The organism is Streptomyces sp. NL15-2K (assembly GCF_030551255.1).
Taxonomy (GTDB): domain Bacteria; phylum Actinomycetota; class Actinomycetes; order Streptomycetales; family Streptomycetaceae; genus Streptomyces.
This window is the reverse complement of sequence record NZ_CP130630.1, coordinates 9,745,827-9,760,548: the sequence shown is the minus strand read 5'-3', so window position 1 is coordinate 9,760,548 and position 14,722 is coordinate 9,745,827. Positions and strand designations below refer to the sequence as shown.

General features: G+C 69.7%; 11 protein-coding genes and 2 pseudogenes. 7 read left to right on the top strand and 6 right to left on the bottom strand.

All coding sequences use genetic code 11. The features are described 5' to 3' along the window. Positions 1 to 209: 209 nt before the first annotated feature. Positions 210 to 403, top strand: a pseudogene (locus tag Q4V64_RS43455) (universal stress protein); the annotation flags it as partial. Positions 404 to 703: 300 nt separating this feature from the next. Next, on the top strand, positions 704 to 937 hold the full coding sequence (locus Q4V64_RS43450; protein WP_124443531.1) for a DUF1918 domain-containing protein: 234 nt from the start codon (positions 704 to 706) through the stop codon (positions 935 to 937). Positions 938 to 956: 19 nt separating this feature from the next. Here the strand turns inward: Q4V64_RS43450 and Q4V64_RS43445 are convergent, their stop codons facing one another. Both Q4V64_RS43445 and ftsH read right to left on the bottom strand, forming a co-directional pair. Next, positions 957 to 1,487, bottom strand: coding sequence for a CBS domain-containing protein (locus Q4V64_RS43445; RefSeq protein WP_124443532.1), 531 nt, complete (start codon positions 1,485 to 1,487; stop codon positions 957 to 959). Positions 1,488 to 1,524: 37 nt separating this feature from the next. Next, complete coding sequence (ftsH, locus tag Q4V64_RS43440) at positions 1,525 to 3,489, bottom strand: ATP-dependent zinc metalloprotease FtsH (RefSeq protein ID WP_124443533.1); 1,965 nt, start codon at positions 3,487 to 3,489, stop codon at positions 1,525 to 1,527. A gap of 415 nt (positions 3,490 to 3,904) precedes the next feature. Here ftsH and Q4V64_RS43435 point away from each other — a divergent pair, with 415 nt between their 5' ends. Then, entirely contained in the window at positions 3,905 to 4,930 is a 1,026-nt protein-coding gene (locus Q4V64_RS43435) for a 6-phosphofructokinase (protein WP_124443534.1), read from the top strand. Positions 4,931 to 4,996: 66 nt separating this feature from the next. Here Q4V64_RS43435 and Q4V64_RS43430 read toward each other — a convergent pair whose 3' ends face one another. Next, a complete protein-coding gene (locus Q4V64_RS43430) occupies positions 4,997 to 5,884 on the bottom strand; it encodes a universal stress protein (RefSeq protein WP_124443535.1) in 888 nt (295 codons plus the stop codon). 903 nt (positions 5,885 to 6,787) lie between these two features. On the opposite strand from Q4V64_RS43430, the gene Q4V64_RS43425 reads away from it, so the two are divergent. Both Q4V64_RS43425 and Q4V64_RS43420 read left to right on the top strand, forming a co-directional pair. Further along, a complete protein-coding gene (locus tag Q4V64_RS43425) occupies positions 6,788 to 7,534 on the top strand; it encodes a 3'(2'),5'-bisphosphate nucleotidase CysQ (RefSeq protein WP_124443536.1) in 747 nt (248 codons plus the stop codon). A 568-nt stretch (positions 7,535 to 8,102) separates the two neighbouring features. After that, positions 8,103 to 9,155: a class I fructose-bisphosphate aldolase gene (locus tag Q4V64_RS43420; protein WP_124443537.1), complete on the top strand. Its 1,053-nt coding sequence runs from the start codon at positions 8,103 to 8,105 to the stop codon at positions 9,153 to 9,155. A gap of 415 nt (positions 9,156 to 9,570) precedes the next feature. Here Q4V64_RS43420 and Q4V64_RS43415 read toward each other — a convergent pair whose 3' ends face one another. The 3 genes from Q4V64_RS43415 to Q4V64_RS43405 form a co-directional block, all read right to left on the bottom strand. Continuing rightward, entirely contained in the window at positions 9,571 to 10,320 is a 750-nt protein-coding gene (locus Q4V64_RS43415) for a glucose 1-dehydrogenase (protein WP_124443633.1), read from the bottom strand. Between the two features lie 112 nt (positions 10,321 to 10,432). Further along, entirely contained in the window at positions 10,433 to 10,852 is a 420-nt protein-coding gene (locus Q4V64_RS43410) for a CBS domain-containing protein (protein WP_124443538.1), read from the bottom strand. 199 nt (positions 10,853 to 11,051) lie between these two features. Further along, positions 11,052 to 11,870: a universal stress protein gene (locus Q4V64_RS43405; protein WP_124443539.1), complete on the bottom strand. Its 819-nt coding sequence runs from the start codon at positions 11,868 to 11,870 to the stop codon at positions 11,052 to 11,054. Positions 11,871 to 12,069: 199 nt separating this feature from the next. Here Q4V64_RS43405 and Q4V64_RS43400 point away from each other — a divergent pair, with 199 nt between their 5' ends. Together Q4V64_RS43400 and Q4V64_RS55660 are read left to right on the top strand one after the other, a co-directional pair. Continuing rightward, a complete protein-coding gene (locus tag Q4V64_RS43400; protein ID WP_124443540.1) occupies positions 12,070 to 12,945 on the top strand; it encodes a universal stress protein in 876 nt (291 codons plus the stop codon). Positions 12,946 to 12,967: 22 nt separating this feature from the next. Beyond that, a pseudogene (locus Q4V64_RS55660) lies at positions 12,968 to 14,499 on the top strand (AAA family ATPase). Positions 14,500 to 14,722 lie beyond the last annotated feature (223 nt).

The window sequence follows — 14,722 nt, the reverse complement described above, 5'->3', positions numbered from 1 at the left end:
TCTCGCCGGGTTCTGCGTCTCCGGCTCCCTCCGGTCCACATGCGCCGCGGAGGGGATTGGAGTACTCCTCGAATGAGAGAACCCGCCACGCCCGGCATGCCGGCCGACGTCCGGACCATCCGCACCGTCGGACTCGTTCGGCGTGGTCCGCCCTTCCAGCTTCGTACGTCACGGAGGCCGCCGCCATGCAAGCAGCCGTCACGGTGGTGGCGAAGCGTCTCGTCCACACCGCGCAAGCGGAGCTCCAGGCACGTCACCCGGGCCTGTCCATCGCCGGGAACCAGGGCGCCGAGGACGCCCAGAACGCCCTGCTCCAAGCGGCGTCGGAGTCCGAGATGCTCGTGCTCGGTTCACGAAGGCTGGAACCGTAGAGAGCCACTTCCTGGGCGACGTGACCATGCCCCCAGCACTGACCAGCTGATCAGCACCTCCCGCGCAGCGGGGATCGCGAGTTTGGTCTCATGAACAGGCCACTCAGCGGGAGGGGCGCCCGTCGTCCCAGGTGGCTGAGCGGCGTGCCTTGGCAGAAGGGATGGGACCAGGCGCAACGGTGCCTGCCCGCGTACGCTCGAAAGTGGGCGAGGCGGTTTCGGACGCATGGCGGCATTAGGTGAACCGGTGAGTCCTACAGCGCTCGGTTTCAGGTGCCGACGGCATCGGAGGGGCGGGGACGCCGACGAGCAGCAAGCGGAGGGAGCATCCCATGCGCGCACACGTCGGAGACTGGATCGTGGTGGAGTCCCTGCATCTGGGTGGGCCGCGCCGCCGGGGTCAGATCGTGCGCCTTGAGCATCCGGACGGCACATCGCCGTATGTCGTGCACTGGACCGAGGACGACCGGGAGACCGTCTTCTTCCCCGGGCCCGAAGCCCACCTCGAATTCACGGACGAGCGCACCGCACGCGGGCCCGCACCTTCCGAAGTGTCACCTCGGTGAGCGCCTGAGTGGTGGGCGGTCAGGGCACTGCCGTGCCGCGGTAACTCCGCCGGGGCGATGGCCCGGGCAGCACGGTGGGCGGAGCCTGCGGCCTGATGTCGGCGGGTCCCTTCGGCGCCGGATGGTCGGCGAGGGCCGCGACGATGTCAGCTGCGGTGAGCACCCCGGCCAGGCGTCCGTCTTCGTCCAGCACCGGGAGGGCGTCAGTTTCGGTGTAGGTCATGAGGTCGGCTGCGTGGCGTACGGTCTGCTCCGCGTGGACGAGCGCCGGTCTGTGCCCGGGCAGGAGGTCGTCCACGCGCCGGCCGGACAGCGAAGCGGCCGGTGCCGCACAGGCGACCGCCACGTCGGCCCTGTCCAGCAGGCCGGCACAGCGACCGTCCGGATGCACGACCGGAAGGTGACGGCAGCCGGACCGCTCCAGCAACTCCCACGCCACGAGCACGGTTTCGTCGACAGCGATCGCGGCCACAGCGGTGCGCATCACGTCGGCGACCGTCCGCGCCAGGACCTGCTGCTCATCGTGGACCGCCCCCGGCTGCTGGTCCATGGTCGCCTCCTTCTGATGTGCGGGCGTCGCCGCCGTGTCACGGGGAGGGCGTCGCTTTCCCTGCGGCGGCGGGATGGTGACCGTCAGGCCGCTGTTGATGCTCCTGTTGCTGGAGTACGTCGAGGACCTCGGACCCGTCGACGGTCTCCCGAGTGGTGAGCAGTTCGGCGAGGGTGTCCAGCGCCTTGCGGTGGTCACGGAGCAGATCCACCGCACGTTTCTCGGCCTGACGTACCAGGCGGGCGGTCTCCTCGTCGACGATGCGCTGGGTCTGCTCGGAGTAGGGACGGTGCAGCGTGTCCTCGGTGCTTTCACCGCCGAGGAAGCGGGGGGCTCCGGAGCCGTATCCGACGGGGCCGAGGGCCGGGGACAGGCCGAACTCGCGGACCATGCGGGCGGCGATCTGAGTGGCGCCGGCCAGGTCGTCGGCGGCTCCGGTCGAGCCCTCACCGAAGACGACCAGCTCGGCAGCCCGGCCGCCGAGCCGGACGGTGAGCAGGTCGTTCAGATAGCTCTCGCTGTACAGGTGCCGTTCGGCTTCGGGGAGTTGCTCGGTGGCGCCCAACGCGGGCCCGGAGGGCAGGATGGTGACCTTGGCAACCGGGTCGGCGTGCTCGCACAGGGCCGCCATGAGTGCGTGTCCGGATTCGTGGACGGCCACGGAGTGCCGTTCCTCGGGGAGCAGGGCGTTGGTGGACTCCCGCCGCCCGAGCAGGAGCCGGTCGCGGGCGTCGTCGAGGTCCTTCGCGTCGATGATGGGACCGCCTGCCCGTACGGCGTTGATGGCGGCCTCATTGACCAGGTTGGCCAGGTCCGCCCCGGAGAAGCCCGGGGTGGCCCGGGCCACCGTGTCCCAGTCGACGTCCGGTGCCAGGGTCTTGCCTCGGGCGTGGACGGCCAGAATCGCCGCCCGCTCGGCCTGGTTGGGCAGCGGCACCGTCACATGCCGGTCGAAGCGTCCGGGACGCAGGAGCGCGGGGTCGAGGGTCTCGGGCCGGTTGGTGGCGGCCAGCACCACGATGCCGCTGGACTGGTCGAAACCGTCCATCTCGGCGAGGAGCTGGTTGAGGGTTTGCTCTCGTTCATCGTTGCCGCCCAGCCGGGCACCCCCGCCGCGGCGGCTGCCGACGGCGTCGATCTCGTCGATGAAGATGATCGAGGGGGCTCGTTTGCGTGCCTCGGCGAAGAGGTCGCGTACCCGTGAGGCACCGACGCCGACGAACATCTCCACGAACGCCGAGCCGGTCACCGACAGGAACGGCACCTCCGCCTCGCCGGCCACGGCACGGGCGATGAGCGTCTTGCCGGTGCCCGGCGGCCCCACCATGATCACACCACGTGGCCCCTTGGCCCCTGCGATCGCATAGCGCTCGGGGCTCCGCAGGAAATCAACAATCTCGCTGATCTCCTGCTTCACGCCCTCGTAGCCGGCGACATCCCCGAAGCGGGTGGTCGGTCGCTCCGTCTCGATGATCTTGGCGCGGGCCCGCCCGATGGCACTGAGCCCCCCGCCCAGGGTCCGGGCCGCCCGGCGGCCGCTCCACACGAACAGGGCGACGATCAACAGCAGTGGCAGGAACAGCTCCAGGAGAGTCCCCCAAGGACTGCCGTCCCTGCTCTGGGACGCGGTGATCTCCACGTTCTTGGACTGCAGCTGCTGCTCCAGGCGGCTGTTGTCCAGGGCAGTGGGAATCCGCGTGGTGAACTTCGTGCCGTCCTTGAGGGTTCCCTTGATGGCCCCCTTGTCGTTGATGTCGACGGTCTTGACCTGACTGCCGCTCACCTTGCCGATGAAGTCGCTGTACGACAGCGATGTGCCCTCCTGGGGTGAGGGGGCTCGCATCAGCACCACGAGCAGCAGGGCCAGCGCGGCGACGGGCAGCAGCCAGCGCCCCCAGGAAGGCTTCGGTGAAGGCGCCGGCGGCTTGGGCGGCTCGCGCGGGGGCCCCGACTTGGCCGAGCGTGACAGCTGCCGGACTGGCAGGCGGGCTGATGTGATCACCGGACGGCTCCCTTGGCGGAAGGAGGAACCTCGGGCGAACCTGGGGCTGGGCCGTTCCCTGAACTCGAAGACGTGTGGAGCGCTGGTGGGCGTCCCACTTCCAGAATGCCCTCTCCGCCATGGGCAGGTCCGATCGCACCGAGTCGGGGCTGCTTCCCGGCACAGGTCATCACACAGACCTCACCGAAGGAACCGGCCGGCCAGGACCAGGATCCTCAGTCCTCCTCACACAAAACGGTGGGCGACAAGCCCGGCGGACAGGGTCCCGGGAGTGAGCCGCCTGAACCCGGCGTCCGTCGAGTGGCCACCCCGGATCGAATGGAGGGAGGCTGGGAGGAGGCGATCCATATGACGGCGGTTCGACCGCCGCGAGGGCCGCGTGCAGGCGGGGTATTCAGCGGATGGGAGGAAGCCCATGAAGGTCGGAGTGCTGACCGGCGGCGGTGACTGTCCCGGCCTCAACGCCGTGATCCGCAGCGTCGTCCGCAAAGGCGTCCAGGAATACGCCTTCGACTTCGTCGGTGTTCGGGACGGCTGGCTCGGTTTGCTCCAGGGTGATGTCATGCCGCTGGATATCCCCAGCGTGCGGGGGATCCTCCCCCGCGGCGGAACCATCCTCGGTTCCTCCCGCACCAACCCGTTCAAGCATGAGGACGGCCTGCGTCGCGTGCAGGACACCCTTGCCACGCACGACGTGGACGCGCTCGTCGTGATCGGCGGTGAGGACACGCTCGGCGTGGCCACCGAGCTGAACCGGCAGGGAATCCCTCTGGTGGGCGTGCCGAAGACGATCGACAACGACGTGTCCGGGACCGACTACACCTTCGGCTTCGACACTGCCGTCGGTATCGCCACCGAGGCCATCGACCGCCTCCACACCACGGCCGAGTCGCACATGCGCACCCTGGTGGTGGAGGTGATGGGGCGGCACTCGGGGTGGATCGCCCTGCACGCCGGCGTCGCGGGCGGCGCCAACGTAATTCTCATCCCGGAGCGGCCGTTCGACATCGACCAGGTTTGTGAGCAGGTGAGGAGCCGGTTCAAGATCAATTACGCGCCGATCGTCGTGGCCGCCGAGGGGGCTGTCCCCAAAGAGGGGCAGATGGTCCTCAAGGACCAGTCGCTGGACGAGTTCGGCCATGTACGGCTGTCCGGCATCGGCGAATGGCTGGCCCAGGAGATCTCGGAGCGCACCGGCAAGGATGCCCGCACCACGGTCCTGGGTCACATCCAGCGCGGCGGTACCCCGAGCGCTTTCGACCGGTGGCTGGCCACACGTTTCGGCCTGCATGCCATCGACGCGGTCAAGGACGGTGACTTCGGCGTCATGGTCGCCCTGCGGGGCACCGGGATCGTCCGCATCCCACTCGCCGACGCCACGGCGCAGAACAAGGTGGTCGACCCGTCGCTGTACGACGAGTTCGAGGTGTTCTTCGGCTGACCAGCCCCTGCGCTCACCGGATCACTGTCAGACCTGCCGATCCGCTACCCGAGCTCTGGCCGGCCGTCATCCGGCGTGCGGTACGACCGCCACCGGGCAGCGAGCGTGGTGCAGTACGGCGTGCGTGACCGGACCCAGTCGGCCCTCGGCCGCACTCGGGTCGGCACGGCGTCCCACGACGAGCAAGTCCGCACTTCGCGACGTGTTCAATAGCGCTTCCGCGGGGTGGAGCAACACGACATCTGTGTGGACCGTCACACGTGGGTACTTCTCCTGCCAAGCGCGCAGGGCGTCGGAGAGCTGCAAGACCTCCTGGTCCTCCCAGGTGGCCCGGTCCTCCTCGGTCACCACCAGGGTCCGAGGAGATACGGACTCGGCGGGAAAGGCCCATGCCTGGACCACCCGCAGGCGGGCCCCGTGTGCCTCGGCGGCCGAGAACGCGAAGTCGGCCACCTCACTGACCGGGTGATGCGCATCGAACCCCGCCACGACCTGGGACGTGCCGCGTGCCAGGTGGGTCCCTTCTCCGAAGGTGCCGGACGGTTGAGGCACCAACACGACAGGGCAAGGGGCTGCTGCCGCCATCCGCAGGGCCACCGAGCCGACCGCGAGACCCTCGAACCCGCCCGTCCCCCGTGTGCCGATGACGAGGAGCCCGGCATCGCGGGCCGCTGCGAGAAGGGCCGTGTCCGGCGCGTCATCGGCCTGCTCGCCCCGCACCTCGAGGTCCGGGTAGTGGTCGCCGAGTTCGGCGACCACCCGCTGGAGCATTCGCGCGCCCACGTGCCGCAGCCTGTCCCCGGCCGGGCCCGGCACGGCAGTGCCCGGAAGCGGTGGAGAGGCGTGGAACAGACGCAGCGGAACACCGCGCAGCGCGGCCTCCCGCGCCGCCCAGTCGGTCGCCGCCGAGCTGCGTTCGGACCCGTCGACACCCGCCAGCACAGAGTGACTCATCGTGTCCTCCTTCGCCCGGCCTATGCCTCCGCCGGCGTCGCCACACGAGTCTGTCTCCTCTCTTCCACTGTTTCACGGCACGACCGCTCAGGCGCCCGGATCGGATGCCGGGTCGCGCGAAGGTCGTGGCGGACCAGTTCGCAGCCACGTCCAATGATCGGTCACGCAGCGGTCGGCATCCTGCAGCGGAATCGGCGAACGTACGCACCCGAACCGGCACGGCATGTGGCTGCGCAAGCCCGTTCCCGGACGCCGAAATCATCGAAGACGGATCCGTGAGACCCCCGCCCGCGGCACTGACCCGCGCTTCCGACCGGATCGCAGCGCTTGCGCGTCATCCCACACCCGGCCTGGTACCCGTAGGAGCCGCCGCCGTGAGGGACGCGTTACCCCCTGAGGCAGAGCCCACGGGTGTTGTCCCGTTCGACGGAAGTCCACTGGCCGTCGGCGGCACTGGCGACCATGCTCGGCCAGGAGGGGCCCATGCCCACGCCAGCCGATCGACGCTCGCCGTCGACATGCCGCAAAACACCGACAGCAGGAGACCGTCGTCATGCAAATGCCCGTCATGAGCGAGTGCGCGGTCGAAGAATGCGCCTAAAACCGGGGCCGCGCCTGCCACGCTCTGGCCATCACTGTGGGCGATGTCCGGCACGCACACTGCGACACCTTCTTCACCGCTCCGACCAAGGACGGCGACCCGTCCGCCACCGGACGGGTCGGCGCCCGCGAAGTGTCCGACTGCCGGCACAACGTCGCCTTCCAAATGTCACACCCCCGGCATCACCGTGCGCTACCGGCGGACCGATGTCGACTGCCTGACCTACACCCCCCTGAGACTCGCGGGCATCACCACCGCACAGGACCGCTGGTGAGCCTGGCAGAAAGGCAATGGCCCCGGGCATGGACGATCACGACTTTGCGAGCTTCGCTGCCGAAGCCGTCGGCATCCGGCTTCTCCAGGTGCGCGCGCAGTTCACCGGCAGCGACCCTGCCGGGCTGGGTGCAGTCGGTGACCGTGAGGCACAAACACTCATCGCCCGGCTCCTGCGCGAACACCGCCCGGATGACGCCGTGCTGTCGGAGGAGACGCCCGACGATCCGGCCCGGCTCGACGCCGACCGCGTCTGGATCATCGATCCCCTGGACGGGACCCGCGAGTTCGCCGACCCGCCCCGCGACGACTGGGCGGTGCAAGTCGCCCTGTGGGAGAAGGACCGGCTGACAGCCGGGGCGGTCGCCCTGCCCGCCCGTGCGCTGGTCCTCTCCACCGGACAACACCCGCCCACCCCACCCGCCTGGGCCGGCCCACCGCGGATGCTGGTCAGCCGCACCCGCCCGCCGCCCTTCGCCGGACGGCTGGCCGACCTCCTCGGCGTGCAGGTCCTACCGCAGGGATCCGCAGGCGCCAAGACCGCCGACGTCCTGCTGGGAGCAGCCGACCTGTACGTGCATGCGGGAGGCCAGCACGAATGGGACTCCGCCGGGCCAGTAGCCGTGGCGCAGGCGTGGGGCTTCCACACCAGCCGCCTGGACGGCAGCCCTCTCGTCTACAACCGCCCCGACCCGATGCTGCCCGACCTCATCGTCAGCCGCACCGACCTGGCCCCCCGCGTCCTGGCGGCCTGTGCTCGGATCAGCCACCCTTAAAGAACTTGTGGTCGGCGGTGGAGATAGAGCGCTTTCCCGGGCCAGGGCGTTGCCGGCCGACCCCCGTCTACTCCAGGCGGCCGACCGAGCCGACGGCCAAAGCGTTGAGGTACTCGGTCGAGCACTGCTGGACCCAGCCAGGTCGCCGGGGAAGATGACCAACTTGGTTGAGGGGTTGCCGCGTGTGCTGCAGGTCGTCGGAATGTATCGCGCGGAGGCGGCGCCGAGAGCCGACCCCACGCCAGGCCCAACGGTGAGCGGTGTGAGGGAGACGCCGCCGCATTCTCGAGCAGCCGACCGTCGGCTGGGCCGAAGGCATCGAACCCTCGCGTCACTCGTCCGCTCGATGGCGTCCTGGGCTGCGGCGGGAGCCGCGCCGCCCAGCGAGCCGGCTCGATGCCGACCGAATTCTGTGCCGCACCGTCACCGGCTGCGCTGCTACGCGCAAGCCGGGGCTCGCATCTGGATCAGGACACCGCAACGACACATACGGGTTTACATGGGCCTGGCAGTTGCGGGAACCCGGGCCTCACCCCTCGGCATTCCGAACGACCGGAGAGGCGAGCCGATGACCGACATCCAAGGCTTGCTGGGCGACGAGGCCAAGGGCCTGCTGACCTATACCGCCCAAGGGATTCCCCACGAAGACCTGGTACTGCCGGGTCCTGACTTCGTCGACCGGAGCGTGTCCGCGACCGACCGTTCGCCCCGGGTGCTGCGCAATCTGCAGTCTCTCTTCGACCACGGCCGTCTGGCCGGCACGGGATACGTATCGATCCTGCCGGTGGACCAGGGCATCGAGCACTCCGCGGCGTCGGCGTTCGCCGCGAACCCCCGCTACCTCGACCCCAGGAACATCGTCGAGCTCGCCATCGAGGGCGGCTGCAACGCGGTCGCCAGCACCCTCGGTGTGCTCGGGGCGGTATCGCGGCGCTACGCACACAAGATCCCCTTCATCGTCAAGCTCAACCACAACGAACTGCTGACCTACCCGAACCACTACGACCAGATCCTGTTCGGCAACGTCGAGCAGTGCTTCGAACTCGGCGCGGCCGGCGTGGGCGCCACGGTCTACTTCGGCTCGGAGCAGTCGGACCGCCAGCTGCAGGAAGTCAGCGAAGTCTTCGCGCGCGCCCACGAATTGGGCATGTTCACCGTGGTGTGGTGCTACCTGCGCAATTCGGCGTTCAAGAAGGACGGCGTGGACTACTCGGTGTCGGCCGACCTCACCGGGCAGGCCAACCACCTCGGCGTGACCATCGAGGCCGACATCGTCAAACAGAAGCAGCCGGAGAACAACGGCGGCTACACCGCACTGGACTTCGGCAGGACCGACAAGCTCCTGTACGGCACGCTCACCACCGATCACCCGATCGACCTCACCCGCTGGCAGGTGGCCAACTGCTACATGGGCCGGGTCGGACTGATCAACAGTGGCGGCGCATCGGCCGGTAAAAGTGACCTCGCGCAAGCCGTACGGACCGCAGTGATCAACAAGCGGGCCGGAGGCACCGGCCTCATCACCGGCCGCAAAGCCTTCCAGCGGCCCACCAATGAAGGCGTCGAACTCCTCCACGCCGTCCAGGACGTCTACCTCGACGACAGCATCACCATGGCCTGACCGGGGCGGCCCCAGGGTTCCCCCTTGTGCAGGCGCCGATCACCAGTCACCGGCCGCGTTGCCCGTTCGCGTCCGCGAACCCGCAGCAGGTTCGCGGACGCTGCGGGTCGCAGCGCTGCCCGAAGGGCGCCGCGCTGACAGTCAGCGCCGTCGATGACATCGGGGGGGCGTTGCTCCTTGCGCCCCCGGCCCCATGGACCCGCCGAGCGATGGCGCGAGTAAGGGCTGCTCACTACCGCTGTCGAGTCCTCCCTCACATACCGACCCGGCTCTCCACAACCTGCGGACAGCCCCGCATTGACGGACCGCAATCACGTCCCGCCCGACTGGCCGCAGAGCAGCACACCGTTGGTGACGTCGCCAATGATGCGGGCGGCTGCCGGCCAAGATCCAGATGCGTACGGAGACGGCCGGGTCAGTGGGCGGGTGTCAGCACGCTCGGCGGGCCGGCGGTGACGCCGCCGTCCAGGACGAATTCCACGCCGGTCGAGAAGGTGGCGTCGGCGGCGATGAAGAGCACCATACGGGCGACCTCGTCGGGTTCACCGAATCGCGGGAGGGGCTGTCCGGCGGTGAAGGAGTCGTCGAAGTCGGCCGTCATCGCGGTGCGCACCGCGCCCGGGTGGACCGAGCAGACACGGATCCCGTCCGGGGCCAGTTCCAGAGCCGCGGCCTTGGTCAGCCCGCGCAGTGCCCACTTGCTGGCCACATACCCTCCGATGCCGGCATAGCCGGTGATCCCGGCGATCGAGGAGACGTTCACGATCACGCCCCCACCGGCCCGGCGAAGCGACGGTGCCGCCGTTCGGATACCCAGCCAGGCGCCCTGGACGTTGACGTCGATGACCCTTCGGAAGGATGCGAGGGTCTGCTCCTCGATGGTCCCCCACTCGAGGATCCCGGCGTTGTTGACCAGCACCGAGACAGGGCCCAGTTCCCGCTCCGTCTCCGCCACCACCGTCTGCCAGCCATCCTCGGTACTGACGTCCAGGTGCGCGTAGCGGGCCGGGCCGCCGAGTTCCGCCGCAAGCTTCTCCCCCTCGGCGTCGAGTACATCAGCGACCACGACGCCGGCACCCTCAGCCGCGAACAAACGTGCCACAGCGGCGCCGATCCCTCTGGCTCCCCCGGTGACGATCGCCACCCGCTCGTTGAGACGCCCCATCATGGCCTCCTCATCCCATGCCTCGACGAAAATCCGTAAGAGCGCTCGGCCGCGCCCGGCTCGGCATGACACGTCCGGTCACAGGGGCCCGGGCCGACGGCCGACGAATCGGTCAGGGGGCCGCGCAGACGACCTCGACGAAATGCCCCACTTGGTCCTCGGGCAGATGGCGTGCGAGGTCGGCCTCGCTGATCATGCCGACGAGGCGATGATCGTCGATGACCGGCAGCCGACGGATCTTGTGCTCTTCCATGGCCTGAAGGACCTTGTCGGCATCGGCCTCTGCGTCGATCGTGACCGGCTTGCCCTGCTCGAGCCAGCCCGCGGTCACGGTCCTGGGGTCCTTGCCCTGGGCGAGGCACTTCACCACGATGTCGCGGTCGGTGATGATCCCGTGGAGCCGGTCGTCCTCCCCGCAGATCGGGAGGGCTCCGACGTCCAGCTCCTTCATCCTGCGGGCCGCGGCCTCCAGCGTCTCGTTCTCCTGGATGCAGGTGGCACCGGAGTGCATGATCTCCCGGGCAGTGGTCATGGTCGTCTCCTTCGAGCGTCGCTGCCGGCCGGGGAGAGCCCATGGAGCCTGGCCCACCCCGGCCGGGTACTCCTCCAGACCAGTGTGAGTTCCTCTCCTTCCGTGCGCATGCCGGAGCAGGGGCGGCCACGTCGCCGATTTCCTCATCGCCTTCCAAGGGCGGCAGGGCCCGGTCACGGGGGCCTGTACCTCTCACCGGTCATGTCTGCGGAACGACCGCGATCGGGCACGGCGCGTGATGCAGCACCGCGTGGTTGACCAGACCCAACTGCAGACCGATGTGCCCATGCCGCCTGCGGGCGCCGACAACGAGCAGATCAGCGCCGGCCGCGGCTTTCAGGAGTGCCCGCCGCGCCGGGCCTTCGACCACCTCGCCGCTCACCGGCACGTCCTGATACCGCTCCGCAGGGTCGTGCAGCGCCTCAGCGAGCACTTGCGCCGGCGGGCGCTGGAGGGCTTGGAGGGCGTATCCGGACAGGCCCGGAGGCATAGGGGTCCCGACCGGGACACTCCAGGCGTGCACCGCCACCAGCCGGCAGCGCCGCACATGGGCCTCGCGGAACGCGAACTGCACGGCCGTACCGCTGCCCTCCCCGTCCTCGACGCCGACGACGATGTCCCCGAACCGGCTGCCTCGGTGCTCCGCCCCACCACGCACAACGACCACCGGGCAGTCGGCGCGAGCGGCCACGGCCAGGCTGACCGAGCCCAGAAGCATCCCGGCAAGGTCTCCGAGCCCCCTGGACCCGAGCACCAGTGCGAAGGCGTTGCGTCCCTTGTCGACCAAGGCGGCGGCCGCGTCCTCATGCAGCACCTCACTCGACAGCCGCACGGAGGGAGCCCCTGCCCTGGCATGCTTCGAGGCACCACTGATCACGTCCACCCGCTCGTCGTCCCGCGCCGCGGCGTGCAGGAGGTGGAGCGGCACATCGTGCCGGACCGCCTCGTCGGCGGCCCAGTCCACCGCCTCCAGGCTCGCCTCGGACCCGTCGACACCGACCACAAGGGGAATCGTCACCGCCCCTGTCTCCTCTCGTACGGATTCCGCTTCTCCGACGCCGTCCTCCACAGATCCACATGCGCTGCGGAAGGGATTGGGGTACTCCTCGAATGAGAAGGCACCACACTCGGCATGTTGCCGACGTCCGGGCGGGCATCCACGCCATCGGACTCGTTCACCGTCATCTCAAGCTTCTTACGAGACGGAGACCGCCGCCATGCAACCAGCCGTCACCGTGGGCCTCGACGGCTCACCCGAGAGTCTTGCCGCTGCCCGCTGGGCCGCCGACGAGGCCGAGAAGCGCAGTCTCACCCTGCGCCTGCTGCACGCGTGGCCGCTGTTGGCGCCGGAGCCGACCCGCATCCCGGCGGAAATCGATCAGAACTACTGGGCGAAGCGGCTCATGCACAACGCCCAGGCGGAACTCCAAGCGCGCCACCCGGGCCTCACCGTCGTCGGCAACCTGGTCGCCGACGACGCGCAGAACGCACTGCTCCAAGCGGCGTCGGAGTCCGACATGCTCGTGCTCGGCTCGCGGGGCCTGACTCCCGTGGAAAGCTACTTCCTCGGCGACATCAGCATGTCCGTCGTGGCGCGCGCCGAGCGGCCCGTGGTCCTGGTGCGCGCCGAGCGGGGGGAAGAAGGTCGCGCGCCCGAATCAGGTTCAGCAGGCGGCGTGGTGGTGGCACTGAAACTGCACGGACCGTGCGACGACCTGCTCGAATTCGCCTTCACCACCGCCGCGGTGCGGGGCTTGCCGCTCCGCACCGTCCATGGCCGCAGCGTGCCGATCCACGCGTACGCCCCCTGGGGCGTGGATCACACCGTGACCCACGAGGTCAGGCAGGAGGCCCAGAAGGGCCTGAGCCAAGCCCTCCGCCCCTGGCGCGAGAAGTTCCCGGGCGTGGACGTAGCTGAGGCCATCCGCCTCGACAGCCCCGCCAGGGCTGTCATAGCAGCCGCCGCAGGCGCCGAGTTGCTGGTCGTCGGCCGACGCAAGCACCACCCTCCCCTGGCGCCACGCCTGGGCCCCGTGGCCCAGGCCGCCGCCCACCACGCGCGGTGCCCTGTCGCCGTCGTCCCCCATGACTGAGCCGAACCACCCCGGCGAGCCGATGGCGTCGGCGCGGCGGGACGACGTCCCCGGAGCCCCGTCGCTCTCGCGCGCCGAGGTGCGCGAGACACACACCGCCGTGGTCCTCTTCATCGGGGACCGCGCCTACAAGGTGAAGAAACCAGTCGACCTGACATTCCTGGACTACACCACGGTGGCCGCCCGGAAGGCCGCGTGCGAGAGAGAGGTCGTCCTCAACCGCCGGTTCGCCCCCGACGTCTACCTCGGCGTCGGCGAATTCCGCAGCCCGGACACCGACGTACCCGAACCCGTCGTGGTGATGCGCCGCATGGCCACCGAGCGCCGCCTCTCCCGGCTGGTACGGGAAGGAGCGGCCGTCGACGACGCTCTTCGGGCCGTCGCCCGGCTGCTCGCCGCCCACCACGCGAGCGCACCTCGCAGCCGGGAGGTGACCGAGCAGGGGACGCGCGACGCGCTGTCCTCACGCTGGGAAGCGAGCTTCGCCCAGGTCCGCGCCCTGCCCGACGACGGCACCGTGCCCGACGGGGTGGAGGAGATCGAGCGCTCGGTGCGCCGCTACCTCGCCGGCCGCGAGCCCTTGTTCGACAGGCGCATCGAGCAGGGGCGGGTGGTCGACGGCCACGGAGACCTGCTCGCCGAGGACATCTTCTGCCTCGACGACGGCCCACGCGTTCTGGACTGCCTGGAGTTCGACGACCACCTTCGTTACGTCGACGGCCTCGACGACGCCGCCTTCCTGGTCATGGACCTGGAACAGCTCGGGGCGCCGGAGGCCGCGGCGTTTTTCCTCGCCGAGTACGGCGAGTACTCCGGCGACCCGGCGCCTCCCTCCCTACGCCACCACTACGTCGCCTACCGCGCGTTCGTCCGGGCCAAGGTCTCCCTGATCCAGGCACGCCAGGGCACGCCCGGCGCGGAGGCGGCAGCACACCGACTGATCACACCGCCCTGCGCCACCTGCGCTCCTCAGCCGTCGGCCTGACCCTCGTTGGCGGACTCCCGGGCAGCGGCAAGTCCACGCTCTCCGGCGCACTCGCCGACCGCCTCGGCGTCACACTGCTCAGCAGCGACCGCCTCCGCAAGGAACTGGCGGGCATCCCGGCGGAACAGCCGGCTGCCGCCGCCTACGGCGAGGGCCTGTACTCCCCCGATTGGACCAACAAGACGTACGCCGCCCTCCTCGACCGCGCATCGACCCTGCTGTCCCAGGGTGAGTCCGTCGTCCTGGACGCCACCTGGCACGATGCCGCACAGCGCGAAGCCGCCCTAAGCATGGCCGAACGCACCTACGCCGACCTCGTCGCCCTGCACTGCCACGTTCCGGACGAGGTGACCACAACCCGCCTCGCCACCCGCGCGCCCGGGGCGTCCGACGCCGGCGTCGACGTGGCCACCGCCATGGCTGCCACGGAACCGCCCTGGCCTGAGGCCGTCAGGGTCGATACGAGCGGCTCCCTGGAGGCCGCGGTGGTCCAGGCACTGGCAGCGATCCGCCCACACGCCGACAGCCAGACACCGGTCTTCCGTCGCCCCTACATGGAGCCGGACTAGAACGAGTTGGGACGCCCGCACATGGCAGGGGACAACGGCCAATTGCCGGCCCGCGCCACCAGGTTTCGCGCGGCACGGCGCATTCACTCATGGTGGTTGTACGGGGGCACTCCGGTCCGGCAGGAGGTGTGGCAGGGCCGGGGCCCCGTACGCCTGTTACGGCACTTCGTGAGGCGGCCACCATGGGTGACACCACGATTGAACAGAGGCCGCTCGCCCCTGG